Raw genomic sequence first — 16,878 nt, forward strand, 5'->3', positions numbered from 1 at the left:
GTTCGCGGCACGCGCCTGCGGCACGGCGGCCGGCCGTGCCCTATGGCTCGGGGGGATGCGGGTGTCCATGCGTACTCCTTCGGAACGGCGGTGTCAGAACCGCAGCTTGCGCACCGGAAGCAGGCAATGCGCGGCGTACTCCAGGGTGTTGGCGTCCCCGGCGAACTGCGTGAGGGCTTCCTCGGTGACGGGCCGCCCCGGCACCGCCTCGGTCCAGGCACGGGTGGTCACGACGAAGTACGCATGCCCGCAGGCATCGGCGGCGGCCAGCCACTCGTGCGGAACCGGGCACTGAGCCTTGAGGTGCGGCATGGTGACGACGGCCTGGCCGCCCTCGACGAGCAGCTGCACCGGGAAACTGGGGTGCTGGGTGCCGTCCTGGAAACTGCCCACCGGAATTCCGGCCTTCTCCAGAACCGTCCGGATCGCCAGGGCCGTGCCCTCGCGGCCGTGCGGACCGTCCCCGAGCGAGTACGCCATGAGAAAGGGGGTTTCGGTTTGCGTTCCGGGCGCTTCACCGCTCCACGGAATTACGGACAGCGTGCCCAGATCCGCGGGGTGGAAAGGTCGGTTTTCACTGGAGGTTGAGGTCACCGGGGAAGCGTAGCGACGCGACTGCGCCTTCCGCCTTCCGCGTCACTCGCCCGAGGGACGCGAATCCCCGAACGAGCTCCGTTCACACGGGAGTTCTCCCCGGCGTTCGTTTCCGCGAAGGGGCTTGCCCGGCCGGTACCGACGGGCGATGCGTGGGTCGGTTCGACAGCCGATTCGGCCGGTCGGTTCAGCCGCCGACCGGAAGGCCGCCGAGCAGGCCCTGGTTCTGGCCACCGGCGGAGCCGAGGTCGTCGACCGCGCCCTGTACCGCGTTCGGCAGGGAGCCCGAGCGGTCGGCTTCGAGGAGGGTGGTGTGGACCGGCGGGGTCTCCAGGAGCGTGCTGGTGTCCAGGTTCTCGACGGCGCCGTTCAGGCTGGAGGGGGTGAGGTCGTCGGCGAACGCGGGGGCGGCGACGCCGGTGAGGGCGAGCGATCCGGCGACGACGGCTGCGGCCTTCAGAGACTTCATGCGGGGATGTCCTCGGTGGTCGGGGGCGGCGCGGCGCGCGGCCACGTACCCGCCCGGTGGGATGGAACGGCCGCCCCCGAGGAACGGGGACGGCCGTGGAAGAGCTCCGCTGGGCGGAACCTCAGTTGTTGACGCAGGCGTTGCCGAACGCGGGGTTCAGCACGCCGATGACGTCCACGGTGTTGCCACAGGCGTTGACGGGGACGTGGACGGGAACCTGCAGCAGGTTGCCCGAGAGGACGCCGGGGGAACCGACGGCGGTGCCCTGCGCGCCACTGTCGGCGGAGGCGATGCCCGCGCTGCCCGCCAGTGCGGCGGCAGCAACGGCGGAAAGGGCGAAGGCCCTCGCGGTACGCGACATGAGGAAAACTCCTAGGTCGTTCGGTGCGACGCCGAGCGGGTACCCGGCTTGAGGATCAACGGGACACACCGTCGCGAGTTGCGCCCCCGAACGGGTGACGGCGTTGTCAGTCCGTACGGTCAAGTCCCGAAACGAGTGATGGGAAGGCCTCGGGGGCCGCCCGACGGTGCGGTAATTGCTGCCGCCGTACGGGTGGCGGGCCGTGGCCCGGACGATGCGCACCGTCCCGTACGGACGTCGGCCTGAACGCAAGGACTCGGGCCGCCTCGCGTACGAGACGGCCCGAGCCGGTACTGCTGTGTGGCTGATCAGCCGTTGCCGACGCCGTTCCCGGACAGGACCGGGATGTCGTCGAGGATGTGCGACAGCGGCTCGTCGCCCTTGGCCTGCGTGGAGTTCTCGGTGCACTGCTGGTTCTGCGGTGCCGACAGGACGGGGATGTCCTGGACGGCGACCGGCACGACACCCACGAGGGAGCCGACGTTGGCCTTGGCCGGGAGGCCGATGCAGGGCTTGTTCAGCGAGCCCTGGACCAGGCCGAGCTGCGGGCTCATGTCGCCCTGGGTGGCGGAGTTGCCGTACTCCTGGGTCGAGCCGTTACCGCTGACGGACGTGGTGCCACCGTCGTCGCCGATGGCCAGGGCCTGCGGCGCGGCCGCGGCCGAAACGCCGACCACGGAAGCAGCGACGGCTGCTGCGGCCATTGCCTTCTTGAGCATTTCTTGTTCCTTTTCTGACGGACGCCGGTTACTGCTCCGGTTAGTGCCTCCGGTTACTGCTCCCGGAACAACTGTGAGGTGCGGGTTTGGTTGCGGTACTTCACTCGCACGGGCTGCTGAGCGCTCGTCCGCGGTACGCGGATTGACCTTATTCGCGGATATTCATGGGCGTGCGGAGGTAGCGAATCGGATTATCCCCCCGGGCAGTTCGGGAATTCGCCGGAACAATCGCTCGCGTGACCCTTCAGAGTGAACTCGTGCAACTACACCTGGCAAAGGGAGTTGGGCAGAGAGCTCCCGGACGGGGGCCACGAGAAGGGAATTGCTCATGATGAAGAAGGTCATGGCGGCCGCAGCGGTCGCCGCCTCCGTCGTCGGTGTCTCCGCCGCCGCGGCCCCGCAGGCCCTGGCCATCGGCAACGACGGCGGGACCACGTCCAGCAGCGGCAACAACGCGGAGCAGGTCTACGGCAACTCCGCCACGTACGGGGACATGAGCCCGCAGATGGCGCTCATCCAGGGCTCGCTGAACAAGCCCTGCATCGGTCTGCCTGCCAAGGCCAACGTCGGCTCCCTCGTGGGTGTCGTGCCGGTCTCCGTCCAGGACATCCCCGTCCTGTCGGCACCGCAGAACCAGCAGTGCACCGAGAACTCCACGCAGGCCAAGGGCGACGAGCCGCTGTCGCACATCCTCAGCGACATCCCGGTCCTGTCCGGGAACGGCACCGCCAACCACTGAGTCGAGCGCACCCGGTCGCCGCCGAACGGCGGTGCGCGGGACGCTCCCTGAAGGGAACACACATGAAGAAGCTGTGGGCATCCGCCGCAGTCGCCGTCTCCGTCGCCGGCATGTCGGCGGTCGCCGCACCGCAGGCCCTCGCCATCGGTGACGACGCCGGCACCACGTCGCTCAGCGGCAACGGCGCGAGCCAGGAGTACGGCAACTCCGCCACGACGGGCGACTTGAGCCCTCAGCTCGGCCTCGTCCAGGGCTCCCTGAACAAGCCGTGCATCGGTCTGCCCGTCAAGGGCAACGCCGGTTCGCTGGTCGGCCTGGTCCCCGTCTCCGTGCAGGACGTCTCCGTCCTGTCGGCTCCGCAGAACCAGCAGTGCGCCGAGAACTCGACGCAGGCGAAGGGCGACGAGCCCCTCAGCCACGTCCTCGACGACATCCCGGTCCTGTCCGGGAACGGTGCCGGCAACGGCTGACACCGATAGGGGGTGCTTCGCAGCACCTCTTGGTCCGGCCCCGGGGCGCCGGGGTCCGGGCCGCCGCTTCCGAGTGGGCGGGAGCGGCACGTGAAGGAGGGGCAGTCGGCTCGGCCGACTGCCCCTCCTTCATGCTTGCGGGCCGGACGGGCCCGTGCCCTCGATCAGGCGATCGACGGCAGGAGCCCCGTGACGGGGGCGGCCTGGTCGGTGAGCTGGTGCAGCTCGTTCAGCCGGTTCAGTCCGCCCAACTGCTGGGACACCGTGGGCAGTTCGGCCCGGTCCTCCTCGGGGATGCCGGCGGCGGCGAGGGAGTCGATGGTGTCGTTGGCGGAGAGTTCGATGCCTTCCGGGCCGGAGGCCGCGGAGGCGGTCGCGGCGGGCATCGCCAGGGCGGAGGCGCCGGCGGCCAGGGCCACGGCGGCGAGGGCGCGTCGAGTGGAAATCATGCTCTGCAGAACGCGGTGGACCCCGGTGGAGAAACGGTCCGCGGCGCACGCCCACCCGTTGGGGTGCCCGCGTTCCCGGGACGGGGTCGGACGGCCGGGGCGGCGACGGTCCCGGCGTGGGGGCGGTGGCGGATCGGATCGGCGGTGAGGGCGGTGACTGCCTTGACGGCCGTCCGGGGGCTCCGCATACTGGCGGCCAAATCGATTTGGCCAAATCGATTTGGCTCTCCGTCCAGGGCCGGATCACGCCACCGAACCGAGCAAGCCGAAGCGAACGGAGCTCGACCGTGTCCCGTCCTCACCACGTCACCCAGGACAGCGAACCCCGCGGCGACAGCAGCCCGGCCCCGCCACCGCACCCCGTCGACGAGAAGAGGCCGCTCGGGAGGATCCTGCTCTTCGGCGTGCAGCACGTCCTGGTGATGGCCGCGACCCCGATATCCGCGATCTTCCTGATGAGCGCCACGCTCGGCCTGGACGCGGAGCTCACCGTCGACCTGTTGTCCGCCGCCTTCGTGCTCTCCGGCGTCGGCTCGCTGATCCAGTCGCTCGGGCTGTGGAAGTTCGGCCCTCGGCTGCCGTTCGTGATGCTGCCGGGCGGTGCGCCGCTGATCCTGTTCCTGGCGATCGCCGAGCAGCACGGGATGCGTACGGCGAGCGGTGCCGTGGTGATCACGGCGGTGTTCCTCTTCCTCGTCCTGCCGGTCTTCACGCGGCTCTTGAAGTTCTTCCCGGAGCTCGTGATCGGCACGATGATCGTGATCGTCGGGGTCAATCTGGTGAAGGTGGGTGGGGTACTCGTCACCGGGCAGCCGGGCGAGCCAGGGTTCGCCGATCGCGGGAACCTGCTGCTCGGGCTGGCCACCATCGGCTTCACGGTCGTCTTCTACCTGCTGTTCACCGGCGTCCTGCGGCAGGTGGCGGTGATGCTGGGGCTCCTGGCGGGGGCCGTACTGGCCGCCTGTCTCGGGAAGTTCGACCTCTCCGGGTCGGGCGCGGGTGGTCCGGTGAGCCTGCCGGAGGTGCTGCCGTTCGGATCGCCGCAGTTCAACCTGGTCGCCGCCGTGCCGCTGCTGCTCTACAGCCTCGCGTCGATGGCCGAGGCGACCGGCCAGACCGTGATCAACGCGGAGGCCGTCGGCAAGTCGATCGACCGCCGCGTCGCCGTTCCGCGGACCGTGCGCGGCGACGCCCTGACGTCGCTGATCGGTGGTGCCTTCGGCCTGCCGCTGATGGTGACCAGCGGCGAGAACATCGGGATCGTCCGGGTCACCGGCGTGCGCAGCCGCTACGTGACCGCGGCGGCCGGCGTGCTCCTGATCGTCATCGGCTTCCTCGCCCCGGTCACCCGCGCCATCGGTGCGATTCCGGCGGCGGTGGTCGGCGGTACCGCGATGGTGGTGTTCGCCGTGATCACCGTGCTCGGGGTGCAGATGCTCGCCCGCTGCGACCTCTCCGACCACGCCAACACGTTCATCTGCGCCGTGGCGATCGCGCTCGGTCTGCTGCCGATCCTGATCCCCGGCGTCTACGACAGCTTCCCGTCGAACGCGCGGATCCTGCTCGACAGCGGTGTCGCGATCGGCGCCCTGACCGCCGTCGTCCTCAACGTCCTCTTCCACCACGTCCGGCCGGCGGTGGCCGCCCGCTTCGCGGCGGGCGGGACCAGGCACCGGGACGGCGACTGACGGGCCGGCGCGACGACCGAACACGCACAGCGCACCATGAACCAGGAAAGCGATCAATGACGAAACTTCCCACCGAACTCCGTTCCACTGAAGGCCCGTTGTTTCTGTCTCCAGGTCAACTCCTGTTGCCGGACGGCCTGGTGACGGGATACGCGGTCGTGGTCGACGGCGGCAAGTTCCGCTCCGTGGGACCCGTGGACGCGATACGCCGGGACCATCCGGAGCTCACCCCCGTCGCGTTGCCGGGACATCTGCTGATGCCGGGGTTCGTCGACGCCCACCACCACCTCACGCAGAGCTTCGGCGCCGCGCTCGCCTTCGGGGAGCCGTCGGAGATCTTCCGCCGGGTGTGGGTGCCGCTCGAAGGCGCTCTGGACGCCGAATCGGCCTATGTGTCCGCGCAGTTGGCGGTTCTGGAATCGTTGCGCGGCGGATTCACCACCGTGGCCGACGCGGGCACCAGGGCCGATGTCGACGTGGACGTACTGGCTTGTGCCGCCCGGGACGCCGGCATCCGCTGCGTACTGGGACTGATCTGCAACGACGCCGACCCGGGTGGCGCCGAGGACCGTACCGCCGACGAGGTGCTGCGCGCCGCCGAGAAGCACCTGTCGCGGTACGCCGGCGATCCGCTGGTGCACCCCACCCTCGCCGTCTCCATCCCGGAGGCCGCCACCGAAGCCACTCTGGCCGCGACGGCCCGCCTCGCCGCGGAGTCCGGCACCGTGGTGCAGATGCATGTGAACGAGCACCTGGCGGCGGTCGAGCGTTCCCTCGTACGGCACGGGAGGCGCCCGCTGGAACAGCTCGCCCGGGTCGGCGCGCTCGGGCCCCAACTCCTCGCCGCCCACACCACATTGCTCACCCCGGCCGAGCTGACCCTGCTCGCCGACACCGGTACGGCCATCAGCTACAACCCGGTGGCGAGCGCCTGGAAGGGCAACGCCGTCGCCCCCGCCGCCGCGATGGCCGAACGCGGCATCCGCTTCGGGCTCGGCACCGACGGCACCCGGGGCGACGGCTTCCGCCTCGCCGAGGCCGCCGAGTTCGCCCAGCGGCTCGCGCACGGCAACGCCGTCGGCGACTCTTCCTGCGGCGCCGGCTGGACCTGGCTCGACCACGCCGCACGCGGCGGCGCCGACGTCACCGGGCTCGGCGCGGTCACCGGCCGGATCGCCCCCGGCCTTGCGGCCGACTTCCTGCTCGTCGACGTCGACACCCCCGAGCTCGCCCTCTCCTGGGACCTGCCCTGGGAGCTGGTGCGCCGCGGCAACCGGGACCAGATCGACGCGGTCTACGTCGCCGGCCGGCCGCGGATGTGGCACGGCACACCCACGGGCTTCGACGCCGACGCCCTGGTGCGGCGGGCGGTCGAGCTGTCCAGGGAAGTGGTCGGGCGCGCCCCCGTCGTCGTCACGCATCCCCCGTCCTCGGTGGCCGCGGCCCGCGGCCGGAGCGTGGCCCGGTGAGCGCGGCGATGCTGGCGGTACTGGCGGTCACGGTCGCTGTCGCGGCGTTCGTGCAGGGGGGCAGCGGCTTCGGCTACGCGCTGATCGTCGCGCCGGTGGCCGGGTTGATCGATCCGGGACTGCTGCCCGGCTTTCTGCTCGCCTCGATGATCCCGCTGAACGCGTATGTGGCCTGGCGGGAACGGAGTTCGCTCGATCTGCGCGGGGCCGGCTGGATCTCGGCGGCGCGGATCGTGGCGACTCCGGGCGGGCTGGCGCTGCTGTGGGTGATCCCGGAGAGCGGGCTCGCGCTGTTCGTGGGGATCGCCACGGTGCTCGCGGCGGTGGTGAGCCTCCTCGCACCGGCGTTCGCGCCCGGGCGGGGTGCGTATCTGGGCGCGGGCGTGGTCACCGGGCTCACCGAGACCGCCACCGGGGTGGGCGGGCCGCCGCTCGCGCTGGTCTACCAGCACAGCCCTCCGGCCGTACTCCGCTCCACGGTCGCGCTCTGTTTCCTGGTCGGCGAAATCGCCTCGCTCGCCCTGCTGTTCGCGACCGGCCAGGGCGATGTGTCCGACCTCGGACGGGCCGCCGCCGCGCTCCCGCTCATCGCGGCGGGGGCGTGGCTGAGCCGCCTGGTCCACCACCGCCTGGACGCCCGCCGGATGCGCCTGTTCGTGCTCGGCTTCGCGCTGGTGTCCGGCGTGGTGCTCATGCTGTGAACTTGCCTGCGTACACAGGGAGTTCAGTCTGAACGCACGGTCGCTCGGGAGGACTCCCGGGCCACCAGCTCCGGTGCGGGCGCGGTGGCCCTGTGCGGTGTCGAGGGTTCCCCGCGCAGCTGGTCGAGGAGCAGCTCCACCGCCGTAGCCGAGGCCTGGTCGAGGTGGAGGTCGACGGCGGTCAGGGGCGGGCTGCAGGTCCGTGCGCGCAGTCCGTCGTAGCGGGTGACGACCATGACGTCCTCGGGTACGCGCCGCCCGCTGTCCTTGATCGCCTGTACCGCACCCACCGCGAAGGCGTCGACGAGGGCGAACACCGCGTCCGTCGCGGGGTGTTCGGCGAGCAGCGCCGCGCAGCTCTCGTAGCCCGCCCGTTCGCCTCCGTCCTCCGGGGCGGTCCGGACGACCGGGGTCCGGCCGTGTTCGGCGGCCGTCCGCTCGTAGACCGCGCGGGCGTCGACCGACGAGTGCCGGGAGCCGGCGGCGACGATCAACGCAGGGCGGCGGGCGCCCTGTTCGTGCAGATGCCGCAGGAGGAGTTCGGCCGCGAGGTCGCCGCGCAGGTCCACGTAGGGACAGTCGGTGCCGTCGTCGGCCGGGCGGCCGAGCGCGACGAGCGGCAGCCCGCGCTCGCGCAGCTGCGCGAGGGCCGCGTCCTCGGCGTCCGGCTCGACCACGATCGCGCCGTCGATGTCCACCGAGTGGAGCGCGGCGGCGGACTGGGCCGGCGGTACCAGGACCAGGGCGTAGTCGTGCACGAGAGCACGCTCGGCCGCGGCGGCGGCCACCTCCATGTAGAAGCCGAGCCGCGAGGGCCCGCCGGCCACCGCGAACGGCATCGACGAGGCCAGTGCGATCACGCGCGCCTGTCCGCGCCGCAGCCGCTGGGCCCGCAGATTGGGCCGGTAGCCGAGCTCGCCCGCGACCTCCTTGATCCGCTCGCGGGTCCTCGGGTCCACCTTGCCCCGGCCGTTGAGCGCATGGGACACGGTCGTACGGGAGACACCGGCGACCCGGGCGACGTCGGCGATCGTCGGTGGCCGCGGGCGGGACCCCGGGGTGGACATCGGCTGGAACGCTCCTTGCTGCGGGGGAGGGTCGGGCACACCCCGGTACGGGCGGGCACCCGGGTACGGGCGGTTGCCGCTGCGGACGGCCGTCCGCGCCCCCATCCTCTCCGAAACCCGGTCGGAGGCGGACGGACGTCACGGAGATTCGGGCGCCACGGAGGTCACCGCCCCCGTCGCCCCGCGGACGCCGTCGCCGGTGACAGGCCCTTCGTGGCGGCCGTCTCCGGCCTCGGCAGTACGGTCACCGCGAGGAGGGGGATTGCGGCGAGGACGAGCCAGGGGGCCCAGGCCGGGAGGCCGGCGTCGAGGAGGGCACCGGTGGCGGCGCTGCCGGCGAGGACCATCAGGCCGGAGACGGAGGACATGGCGCCGGTGTACAGGCCGAGCCGTCCGTCGGGGGCGAGGTCGGGCACCCAGGCGCGTGCGGCGGGTGCGAGGAGCATCTGGCCGCCCGTGAGCAGGACGACGAATCCGGCCGCCGGCAGCAGCCCCACGACTCCGGTGAGAGCCGCCGGCTGCGCCGCGGCCACCACGGCGAACCCCGCGCCGACCAGGACCAGCCCGGCCGCCATCGACCGGCGCAGGGTGAGCCGTTCGGCCGCCCACCGGGTGACGGGCAGCTGGGCCGCCACGACGAGCAGTGACGACAGGGCGAACAGCCAGGCCAGCGCGGTCTGCGAACCGGTCGCCCGGGTGACCTCCGCCGGCAGTGCGAGATACAGCTGGTTGTACGCGAGGAGGTACGCGCCGTACGCCGCGCAGACCGCGAGGAAGCGCCGGTTGCGCAGCAGTTCGCCCGTACCGCCGCGCATCGGCGTCCGCGTCCGGCCCGGGATGTGCTGCGGCAGCAGCCACACGTGCCCGGCGAGTACGAGGACGAACACCCCGGCCCCGGCCAGGCACACCGTGCGGAAGTCGAACGGCAGCAGCAGCGCCCCGAGCAGTGGCCCCAGGAACGCGCCGGCCTGCCCGGCCACCGTGAGCAGCGCCAGCACCCGGGTGCGCGGACCGTTGCCGTCGTGCTCCCAGGCCACCGCCTGCCGCGTCACCTCGGACTCGACGGCGGGCGAGAACAGCGCGGCCGCCACCCCGATGAGGAGTACGGCCCCGATCACCGCGCCGGTGGCCTCTGCGTACCCGAGCCAGGCGAAGCCCGCGATCCGCAGTGCACAGCCGACGAGCACGACCGGCCGCACCCCGTACCGGTCGGTGAGCGCGCCGCCGACCACGAAGAGCCCCTGCTGGCTGAACGTCCGCAGCCCGAGCACGAGCCCGACCGTCCAGCCCGCCATGCCGATCGCGGTGCCCAGATGCTCGGCGAGGTAGGGCAGTACGGCGAAGAAACCGATGTTGAAGGCGAGTTGGGTGAGGATCAGGAGCCGCAGGAGCGGCGAGAGGGTGCGCCAGGTGGCTCCCCGGGGCGGGCGCTGCGGTGCGATGCGTGCGGGTCGGCCGGTCATCGCAGGACCGCCGCGTCCGGGTGCGGTGTGCCGGACTCGATGTCGAGTGCGGCGAACTCCCGGTCCTCGCGGGAGAGTCGACCGTCGGCGCTGGACTCGCCTCCCCGCCCGCGCCACGGCAGTCGTACGCCGTGGGCCGCGGTCACCGCGAGCGCGCCGAGCAGGGCGAGTACGGCGGCGGGCGCGAGGACGGACCAGGGGGCGCGCTCCACGTACGGCTGGTTCTCGGCGAGCAGCCGGCCCCACTCGGGGGACGGGGGCTGGGCGCCGAGGCCGAGGAAGCCGAGGGCGGCGAGCGCCAGGGCGACACCGGGCAGGCGCAGGAGCGCGTGCCGGGTGACGGGTCCGACGACGGCCGGCAGCAGGTGGCGCCGGAGCAGATGGCCGCGCCCCGCTCCGAGGCTGCGGGTCGCCGCCAGGTGCAGGGTGGCGCGCTCCTGCCGCAGCAGGGCCGAGGTGTGTGCGGCCAGCGGGGTCCAGGCGAGAGCGGCCACGGCGAGCGCGGGGGTGGCCGCGCCGCTGCCCGCGACGGCGGCGACGAGGAGACCGGCGAGCACCGGCGGTACGGCGTTCAAGGTGTCGACGAGCGGCCCCGACAGGCGCGGGACGAGACCGAGCAGCACTCCGGCGACCAGCGCGAACGCGCTGATGGCCAGGGCGATCGCCAGGGTGTCGAGCGCACCGTGCGCGATCCGCGCGAGCAGGTCGCGGCCGAGCGCGTCGGTGCCGAACGGATGCGCCCCCGAGGGCGCGGCGAGCCGCGCCTCGGTGTCCACGGCGAGCGGATCGCGTACGAGGCCGAGCCCGACGACGGCCAGGAGCAGCCCGCCGTACAGCAGCGGCAGCCGGCTCGGCGCGGCGGCCCGTGCGGGGTGCAGGGACTGCAGTGCGCCGTCGCGAAGTGCGGGCCCCGCCGCGCGCCGGGCCGCGGACCGGGTGAGCCGGGCGGCGGCCGCGGCGAGCGCGACCAGGGCGAGGGCGCTGGTCTGCAGGACGGGCAGATCCTGGGCGACGGCCGCCTCGAGCGAGGTCCGGCCGAGCCCGGGGATGTCGAAGATCTGTTCCACGGCGACCGCGCCGCCGGTCAGGCCGACCAGGAACAGGCCGAGGTTCGGCAGGACACCGGGCAGGCAGCGGCGCAGCGCGTGGCGTGCGATCCGGCCGGGCGGGATGCCGCGCGCTGCGGCGGACCGGGCCCACGGCTCGGCGAACGCGCCCGGCAGCAGATCGTCGAGCAGCCGCCCCAGCAGCGCACCGGCGGGCAGCCCGAGGGAGAGCGCGGGCAGCACCATCCAGGCGGGCCCGTACCAGCCGAGTGCGGGCAGCCAGCCGAGTTGTACGCCGACGACGGCGGCGAGCACCGAGGCGATCAGGAACTCGGGCAGCGCGGCGGCCATCGCCCCGACGCTGCCCCGCGAGCGCCGCCGCGCGGTGCGGCGGTGCGCGCACAGGTACAGCGTGCGGGCGCAGATCACCGCGGCGGTGAGGCAGGCCACGACGATCGCCGCGCCCATCAGGAGCAGCGAGACGCCGAGCGCCTGCGCCACGGACGGCAGTACGTCGTCGCCGGAGATCCAGGACTGTCCGGCGTCGCCGGTGACCAGTCCGCCGGCCCAGTGGGCGAGCAGGTGCAACGGCCCGTCGGCCAGGCCGAGTTCATCCCGTACGGCGGCGATGACCTCGGGGCTGGGGGTGCGTTCGGCAGCCCGTGCCCTGAGCACGGTGAGTGCCGGATCGGTGCGCGAGAGCCAGGGCAGCAGCCCGATGCCGCAGACCAGGCCCACGGCGAGCAGGGCCCGCCAGAGCGCCGCAGGCCAAGCGCCCCGCAGACGCCCTCCGGACGCGGGTCCTGTCGCCATCGCCGTCGCTCAGCGCCGCGTTCCGGTACCGACCAGGGCGCGCTCGTACGGGTCGAGGACGACGCCCTCGACGGAGGAGCCGACGCCGGTGACGATGCGCTGGTGGACGAGCGGGACCGTCGCGTCCGTGCCGAGGATCGCGGCCTCGGCGGCCATCGCGGCGTCCTGCCGCTGCTCGATGTCGCCGGTCTTCTCGGCCTTGCGCACGGCCGCGTCGACCTTCTTGTCGGAGAGCAGCGACAGGTTGTAACTGCCCTTGCTGGTGTAGTCGCTGGCGAGCACGGAGACCGGGTCGCCGGTGTCGAGCATCGTGTTCCGCGCGCCGAGGAACGCGTCGAACTTCCCGGCCAGCGCGTCGCCTTCGATCCGGGACGACTCGCGTACCTCGATCCTGACCTTGAAGCCGGCCTTCTGCAGCTGCTCCTTGAGCACCTGGGCGGCCTCGGGCAGTTCGGGCCGGTTGTCGTAGGTGGCGAGGGTGATCGCGGTGCCCTTCGGGTCCTTCGCCCCGGCCCGGCCGGTGGGCTCGACACGCTTGCCCTCGGCCCAGGTCAGGGCCGGTCCGAAGATGCCGGCGCCCGGGTCCGCGTGCCCTTCGTACACGCCGTCCGCGAGCTTCGATCCGTCGACGGCCTCCCGGACGGCGGACCGCAGACCTGCGTCCTTGAAGGCGCCCTTGCTGGTGTTGAGCTGCAGGGCCGTGGTCCGCGCGGTGGCCGTCTCGCGGCGGTTGTTCTTGTCGAGCGAGGCGGTCTGGGAGGCCGGGACGGCCTCGGCGATGTCCACGTCGTCGGTGCGCAGTGCGTTGGTCCGCGCGGTGCCGTCGGCGATGAAGCGTGCGTCGATCCCGGCGGCCTGCGCCCGCCCGCCCCAGTAGCCGTCGAACCGGTCCAGGGTGGCTTTGGTCGCCCCCGCGCTGTCGGTGAGCTCGAACGGTCCGGTCGCCGTGCCCGCCGGGTCCACCCGCTCCTTGCCGTACGCCTTGCCGGAGAGCACCGCGAGTCCGGGGCTGGACAGTCGCAGCGGCAGTGCGGGGTCCGGGTTCTCGGTGGTGATCCGTACCTGGGTGTCGCCGACGGCCTTCGCGGTGAGCGAGACGCCGGAGAGGGCGGCCGTCACGGGCTTCGCCTCGCCCGCGTGCTTCAGGGCGGTGGCGACGGCGGACGGGGTCACGCGGCCGCCGTCCTGGAACTCGGCCTCGCGCAGGGTGAACAGCCAGCTGCTGTCGCTCTCCTTCTTCCAGGAGGCGGCGAGCGCGGGGGCGGCGGCGCCGTTGGCGTCGAGTTTCGTCAGGCCCTCGGTCACGCCGAGCCTGCTGAGCAGGGTGGCGTCGGCGCCGTACGGGGAGAAGTTCTCGGCGGGCGGGAAGGCGAGCGCGACGCGGAGCCGGGCGCCGTCCGCCGAGCCCTCGGACGAGGTGTCGTCGTTGGAGGCGAAGCAGCCGGCGAGCAGCGGGGCGGCCAGCAGGCCGGCTATCAGCCGACGGCGGGGGACGGAGCGCATGGTCCTCGTTCTCGGGTGTGCGTGGGGGCGTGGGGGAGCGGGCTCCCACAGTATGCGGGAATCGTTTCCATTAAGGGGGTGGGTGCCGTGGGAGCCCTAGCCGTGCACGGGCACCTGCAGACCCGGCCGGTCGCGGTCCGCGAGCCGGCGCGAGTCCTGCGGCCGCCCGGACTCCGCGCCCATCGCGACCTCGAAGTGCACGACCCGGGAGCCGCCCGGTTCCGCTCGCTCGTCCAGCACCGCCTTGCCCAGGGACTGCCAGAATCCTTCGGCGCCGGGCACCGCGGGGTCGGTGTGCAGATAGACGGAGCGGTAGCCGCCGTCCGCCGCCGCGAAGTCGAGCAGCTCGGCCACCAGGCGGCGTGCGATGCCGTGCCTGCGGTGCGTGGCGCGCACGTACACGCGCCGGAGCTGGGCGGTCTCGCCGGAGGGGAAGCGGTCGGCGATCCAGCGGGGGTTCGGCGGGTGTGCGGGGCCCCGGGAGTCCAGGGCCGCGGTGGCCACGACGCTCCCGTCCGTGTCGTCCACGGCTACCAGGAGCGTGTGCCGGGCCGGGAGCAGATACGCGCCCTCGAGGTCGACGATGTCGCCGTGCCACCGCGGCACGTACCCCGTGCCGAAGTCGTGGTAGACGGTGTCGAGCATGATGGCGCGGGCGGGACCGGCGTCGTCGGCCGTGGCCGTCCTGATGCTGTAATTACGCACTTGCACATTCTAGGCATTAAGCGCGGTCGGCCGGGGGCGGGCGAGGGTGACGGACCGCACGCCCCCCTCTTCGGTGCGGGGCTGCCGCTTCCGGATGCCTCCCCGCGGCTCCGGCACTAACGTCGGGTCCGCAAAGCCCTGCAGGCATCCGATGCCGGGCCCGGCCGCAGGTGGTGCGACCGTCTGCGCCCGCGCCCCTCACTCCTCGCGGAGGACCCCATGGCCTCGACGACCCTGAACCCGTACCTGAGCTTCGACGGTGACGCCCGCACGGCGATGGAGTTCTACCGGGAGGTCTTCGGTGGTGATCTGGCGCTCAGCACCTTCGGCGAAGGCGGCGGCATGAGCGGCCCGGACGCCGACAAGATCATGCACGCCATGCTCACGACCCCGAACGGCTTCACGCTGATGGGAGCCGACACCCCGCCCGGCATGACGTTCAACCGCGGCACCGACTTCGCGGTGTCCCTCAGCGGCGACGACGAGGCCGAACTGCGCGGCTACTGGGAGAAGTTGTCCGCCGACGGCACCGTCGTGATGACCTTGGAGCGGCAGGTGTGGGGCGACGTCTTCGGCGCGTGCAGCGACCGCTTCGGAGTCCCGTGGATGGTCAACATCTCGGACTCGGGGAGCGCCTGACCGCGCCCCGGCGTCACTCCGGTCCGTGCAGGGACCGGGCCGCGGCCGCGGCGACGGCCTCGGCGACGAGGGCCAGGGCCGGCACGTCCAGCTTCCACTGCTGCCAGTAAAGCGGGACGTCGAGCGGCCGGTCCGGGGCGAACCCGACGAGGTCGCCCGAGCGGTACAGCGGCAGCGCCTGCTGTTCCGGTACGAGCCCCCAGCCGAGCCCCGCGGCCACCGCGTCGCAGAAGCCCTCCGACGTCGGCACGTAGTGCCGCATCCTGCTCGCGCCGCGGGCTCCGTCCGTCAGCTTCCGTACGAAACCGTCCTGCAGCTCGTCCCTGCGGTCGAAGACGATCACCGGAGCCTGCGGCAGGCACTCCTCGAGCGGTCCGTCGGAGAGCCGGCGGGCCACGAACTCCGGGTGGGCGGAGGGCAGATACCGCGCCAGGCCCAGCGGACGCACCGTGCATCCCGCGACCGGCTCCACGGCGGAACTCACCGCCGCCATCACCTGGCCCTCGCGCAACAGGGTCGCCGTGTGCGCCTCGTCCTCGCGGTGCAGTTCGAAGCAGACGGGCAGGTCCTGCGGCACCTGGGTCAGTGCGGGCAGGAACCAGGTGGCCAGCGAGTCCGCGTTCACCGCGATCGGCAGCCGTGCGGGCGAGCCGTCGTCGGCCGCCCCCAGCTCCGAGCGCACCTCCCGCTCCAGAGCGGCCAGTTGACGTGCGAACCGTACGACCGCCTGCCCCGACTCGGTGGGCCGGGCCGGTTTCGTACGCATCAGGAGGACCCGGCCGGTGCGCTGCTCGAGCGCCTTGACGCGCTGGCTGACCGCGGACGGTGTCACGTGCAGAGCCGCGGCGGCGGCGTCGAAGGTGCCTTCGTCGACCACGGCCAGCAGGGTGCGCACCTGATCGAGCGGCAGCTCCGCCATCACCATTCCGGCTCACCTCGGGATCGTCGTGTGTGTGCGTGTGTGCGTGTGGCCCCGGTCGCCGGTGGGGGCAGTCATCTTCAGGAGAGCTAATGCTACGTAAGAAACTTTAGCTCGACTCATGACGCCGCGATCCCTAGCGTCGACGACATGACCAGCAGCTTCGTCCCCGCGGCCGCCGCCGGATTCGGCACCGGCCTGTCCCTGATCGTCGCGATCGGTGCCCAGAACGCCTTCGTCCTGCGCCAGGGCATGCGACGCCAGGCGGTGCTCGCGGTGGTCGGTATCTGCGCCCTGTCCGACGCGGTCCTGATCGCCCTCGGGGTGGCCGGCCTGGGAGCCGTCGTCACCGCCTGGCCGCCCGCACTGACCGTGGTCGGCCTCGCCGGCGGCTGCTTCCTGCTCTGCTACGGCACCCTGGCCGCCGTCCGCGCCCTGCGCCCCGCGGAAGGGCAGGGCCTGTCCACCCGCGGCGCGGCCGCGGGATCCGTGAAGGCCGCGGTGCTCACCACCCTGGCCCTGACCTGGCTCAACCCGCACGTCTACCTGGACACCGTCCTGATGCTCGGCTCGATCGCCTCCGACCGCGGCTCGCTGCGCTGGGTCTTCGGGCTCGGCGCGATGCTGGCCAGCCTCGTGTGGTTCGCCGGGCTCGGTTACGGCGCCCGGCTGCTCAGCGGCGTCCTGGCCCGCCCCGCCGCCTGGCGCGTGGTCGACTCCCTGGTCGCGGTGACGATGCTGGTGATGGGCGCGATGCTCCTGCTGCGTACGGTCTGACCTTGCCGCAGACGTTCCGGCCTCACCGCGTACGCCCGTCTCGCTGCGTACGCTCGCCCCGACTGCCGCTTCCCCGGATCCGGACCAATCCGTCCGCCGCGCCGCTCCGAATCACTGGATGAACCCGTATCACCGGGCGGTGGTGAAGCCCGTATCACCGAGTGGCGTCAGGGCAGCCACCCCGTACCCACGGGCGCGCAGGGTACGGACAGGGACAGCACGCAGAGAGGCCGGGCACATGGCGGACGACGGAACGACCCCACCGAGGATGCCTCGCATCGCGGCGG

The 16,878-nt window shown here is 72.6% G+C and carries 18 protein-coding genes; 7 read left to right on the forward strand and 11 right to left on the reverse strand.

Annotated elements, in window-relative coordinates:
* Positions 1-93: 93 nt before the first annotated feature.
* From DSC45_RS29205 to DSC45_RS29220, 4 genes are all read right to left on the reverse strand, one after another.
* Positions 94-594, reverse strand: coding sequence for a DUF5949 family protein (locus DSC45_RS29205; protein ID WP_119294980.1), 501 nt, complete (start codon positions 592-594; stop codon positions 94-96).
* A 187-nt stretch (positions 595-781) separates the two neighbouring features.
* Positions 782-1,063 (reverse strand): hypothetical protein, encoded by a 282-nt coding sequence (locus DSC45_RS29210; RefSeq protein WP_119294981.1) that lies wholly within the window; start codon positions 1,061-1,063, stop codon positions 782-784.
* A gap of 121 nt (positions 1,064-1,184) precedes the next feature.
* Positions 1,185-1,424 carry a chaplin gene (locus DSC45_RS29215; protein WP_119294982.1) on the reverse strand — a complete coding sequence of 80 codons (240 nt, stop codon included), beginning with the start codon at positions 1,422-1,424 and terminating at the stop codon, positions 1,185-1,187.
* A 308-nt stretch (positions 1,425-1,732) separates the two neighbouring features.
* Positions 1,733-2,143, reverse strand: a complete 411-nt coding sequence (locus DSC45_RS29220; protein ID WP_119294983.1) for a rodlin — start codon at positions 2,141-2,143, stop codon at positions 1,733-1,735.
* 328 nt (positions 2,144-2,471) lie between these two features.
* On the opposite strand from DSC45_RS29220, the gene DSC45_RS29225 reads away from it, so the two are divergent.
* A complete protein-coding gene (locus tag DSC45_RS29225; RefSeq protein WP_119294984.1) occupies positions 2,472-2,882 on the forward strand; it encodes a rodlin in 411 nt (136 codons plus the stop codon).
* Positions 2,883-2,944: 62 nt separating this feature from the next.
* Entirely contained in the window at positions 2,945-3,352 is a 408-nt protein-coding gene (locus tag DSC45_RS29230; RefSeq protein ID WP_119294985.1) for a rodlin, read from the forward strand.
* 164 nt (positions 3,353-3,516) lie between these two features.
* Here DSC45_RS29230 and DSC45_RS29235 read toward each other — a convergent pair whose 3' ends face one another.
* The gene (locus DSC45_RS29235) at positions 3,517-3,801 is read right to left on the reverse strand and encodes a hypothetical protein (protein ID WP_119294986.1); all 285 of its coding nucleotides are present in this window, start codon (positions 3,799-3,801) and stop codon (positions 3,517-3,519) included.
* A 389-nt stretch (positions 3,802-4,190) separates the two neighbouring features.
* Between DSC45_RS29235 and DSC45_RS29240 the strand changes: the two genes are divergently transcribed.
* From DSC45_RS29240 to DSC45_RS29250, 3 genes are read left to right on the forward strand one after another with little or no spacing between them, the layout of a single operon-like run.
* On the forward strand, positions 4,191-5,489 hold the full coding sequence (locus DSC45_RS29240) for a uracil-xanthine permease family protein (protein WP_119295024.1): 1,299 nt from the start codon (positions 4,191-4,193) through the stop codon (positions 5,487-5,489).
* Positions 5,490-5,545: 56 nt separating this feature from the next.
* A complete protein-coding gene (locus tag DSC45_RS29245; RefSeq protein ID WP_119294987.1) occupies positions 5,546-6,958 on the forward strand; it encodes an amidohydrolase family protein in 1,413 nt (470 codons plus the stop codon).
* Positions 6,955-7,659, forward strand: coding sequence for a sulfite exporter TauE/SafE family protein (locus tag DSC45_RS29250; RefSeq protein ID WP_119294988.1), 705 nt, complete (start codon positions 6,955-6,957; stop codon positions 7,657-7,659). Before DSC45_RS29245 ends, DSC45_RS29250 begins: the two co-directional genes overlap by 4 nt.
* 23 nt (positions 7,660-7,682) lie before the next feature.
* Here DSC45_RS29250 and DSC45_RS29255 read toward each other — a convergent pair whose 3' ends face one another.
* The 5 genes from DSC45_RS29255 to DSC45_RS29275 form a co-directional block, all read right to left on the reverse strand.
* Positions 7,683-8,726 (reverse strand): LacI family DNA-binding transcriptional regulator, encoded by a 1,044-nt coding sequence (locus tag DSC45_RS29255; RefSeq protein WP_119294989.1) that lies wholly within the window; start codon positions 8,724-8,726, stop codon positions 7,683-7,685.
* A 164-nt stretch (positions 8,727-8,890) separates the two neighbouring features.
* Entirely contained in the window at positions 8,891-10,189 is a 1,299-nt protein-coding gene (locus tag DSC45_RS29260; protein WP_119294990.1) for an MDR family MFS transporter, read from the reverse strand.
* Complete coding sequence (locus DSC45_RS29265) at positions 10,186-12,048, reverse strand: ABC transporter permease subunit (RefSeq protein ID WP_119294991.1); 1,863 nt, start codon at positions 12,046-12,048, stop codon at positions 10,186-10,188. Before DSC45_RS29265 ends, DSC45_RS29260 begins: the two co-directional genes overlap by 4 nt.
* A gap of 9 nt (positions 12,049-12,057) precedes the next feature.
* Positions 12,058-13,551 (reverse strand): ABC transporter substrate-binding protein, encoded by a 1,494-nt coding sequence (locus tag DSC45_RS29270; RefSeq protein WP_119294992.1) that lies wholly within the window; start codon positions 13,549-13,551, stop codon positions 12,058-12,060.
* A 96-nt stretch (positions 13,552-13,647) separates the two neighbouring features.
* Entirely contained in the window at positions 13,648-14,256 is a 609-nt protein-coding gene (locus tag DSC45_RS29275; RefSeq protein WP_119294993.1) for a GNAT family N-acetyltransferase, read from the reverse strand.
* 219 nt (positions 14,257-14,475) lie between these two features.
* Here DSC45_RS29275 and DSC45_RS29280 point away from each other — a divergent pair, with 219 nt between their 5' ends.
* The gene (locus tag DSC45_RS29280) at positions 14,476-14,895 is read left to right on the forward strand and encodes a VOC family protein (protein WP_119294994.1); all 420 of its coding nucleotides are present in this window, start codon (positions 14,476-14,478) and stop codon (positions 14,893-14,895) included.
* 13 nt (positions 14,896-14,908) lie between these two features.
* Here the strand turns inward: DSC45_RS29280 and DSC45_RS29285 are convergent, their stop codons facing one another.
* On the reverse strand, positions 14,909-15,820 hold the full coding sequence (locus DSC45_RS29285; RefSeq protein ID WP_205571462.1) for a LysR family transcriptional regulator ArgP: 912 nt from the start codon (positions 15,818-15,820) through the stop codon (positions 14,909-14,911).
* Positions 15,821-15,964: 144 nt separating this feature from the next.
* Here DSC45_RS29285 and DSC45_RS29290 point away from each other — a divergent pair, with 144 nt between their 5' ends.
* Complete coding sequence (locus tag DSC45_RS29290; RefSeq protein WP_119294995.1) at positions 15,965-16,591, forward strand: LysE/ArgO family amino acid transporter; 627 nt, start codon at positions 15,965-15,967, stop codon at positions 16,589-16,591.
* Positions 16,592-16,878 lie beyond the last annotated feature (287 nt).

The sequence above is a fragment of the Streptomyces sp. YIM 130001 genome, assembly GCF_003574445.1.
Lineage (GTDB): Bacteria > Actinomycetota > Actinomycetes > Streptomycetales > Streptomycetaceae > Streptomyces.

What these genes read in the sequence shown, in the direction of transcription:
- DSC45_RS29210 (WP_119294981.1), bottom strand. Translation starts at nt 1,063, where the DNA reads ATGAAGTCTCTGAAGGCCGCAGCCGTCGTCGCCGGATCGCTCGCCCTC.
- DSC45_RS29215 (WP_119294982.1), bottom strand. Translation starts at nt 1,424, where the DNA reads ATGTCGCGTACCGCGAGGGCCTTCGCCCTTTCCGCCGTTGCTGCCGCC.
- DSC45_RS29220 (WP_119294983.1), bottom strand. Translation starts at nt 2,143, where the DNA reads ATGCTCAAGAAGGCAATGGCCGCAGCAGCCGTCGCTGCTTCCGTGGTC.
- DSC45_RS29225 (WP_119294984.1), top strand. Translation starts at nt 2,472, where the DNA reads ATGATGAAGAAGGTCATGGCGGCCGCAGCGGTCGCCGCCTCCGTCGTC.
- DSC45_RS29230 (WP_119294985.1), top strand. Translation starts at nt 2,945, where the DNA reads ATGAAGAAGCTGTGGGCATCCGCCGCAGTCGCCGTCTCCGTCGCCGGC.
- DSC45_RS29235 (WP_119294986.1), bottom strand. Translation starts at nt 3,801, where the DNA reads ATGATTTCCACTCGACGCGCCCTCGCCGCCGTGGCCCTGGCCGCCGGC.
- DSC45_RS29245 (WP_119294987.1), top strand. Translation starts at nt 5,546, where the DNA reads ATGACGAAACTTCCCACCGAACTCCGTTCCACTGAAGGCCCGTTGTTT.
- DSC45_RS29255 (WP_119294989.1), bottom strand. Translation starts at nt 8,726, where the DNA reads ATGTCCACCCCGGGGTCCCGCCCGCGGCCACCGACGATCGCCGACGTC.
- DSC45_RS29260 (WP_119294990.1), bottom strand. Translation starts at nt 10,189, where the DNA reads ATGACCGGCCGACCCGCACGCATCGCACCGCAGCGCCCGCCCCGGGGA.
- DSC45_RS29265 (WP_119294991.1), bottom strand. Translation starts at nt 12,048, where the DNA reads ATGGCGACAGGACCCGCGTCCGGAGGGCGTCTGCGGGGCGCTTGGCCT.
- DSC45_RS29270 (WP_119294992.1), bottom strand. Translation starts at nt 13,551, where the DNA reads ATGCGCTCCGTCCCCCGCCGTCGGCTGATAGCCGGCCTGCTGGCCGCC.
- DSC45_RS29280 (WP_119294994.1), top strand. Translation starts at nt 14,476, where the DNA reads ATGGCCTCGACGACCCTGAACCCGTACCTGAGCTTCGACGGTGACGCC.
- DSC45_RS29285 (WP_205571462.1), bottom strand. Translation starts at nt 15,820, where the DNA reads ATGGTGATGGCGGAGCTGCCGCTCGATCAGGTGCGCACCCTGCTGGCC.
- DSC45_RS29290 (WP_119294995.1), top strand. Translation starts at nt 15,965, where the DNA reads ATGACCAGCAGCTTCGTCCCCGCGGCCGCCGCCGGATTCGGCACCGGC.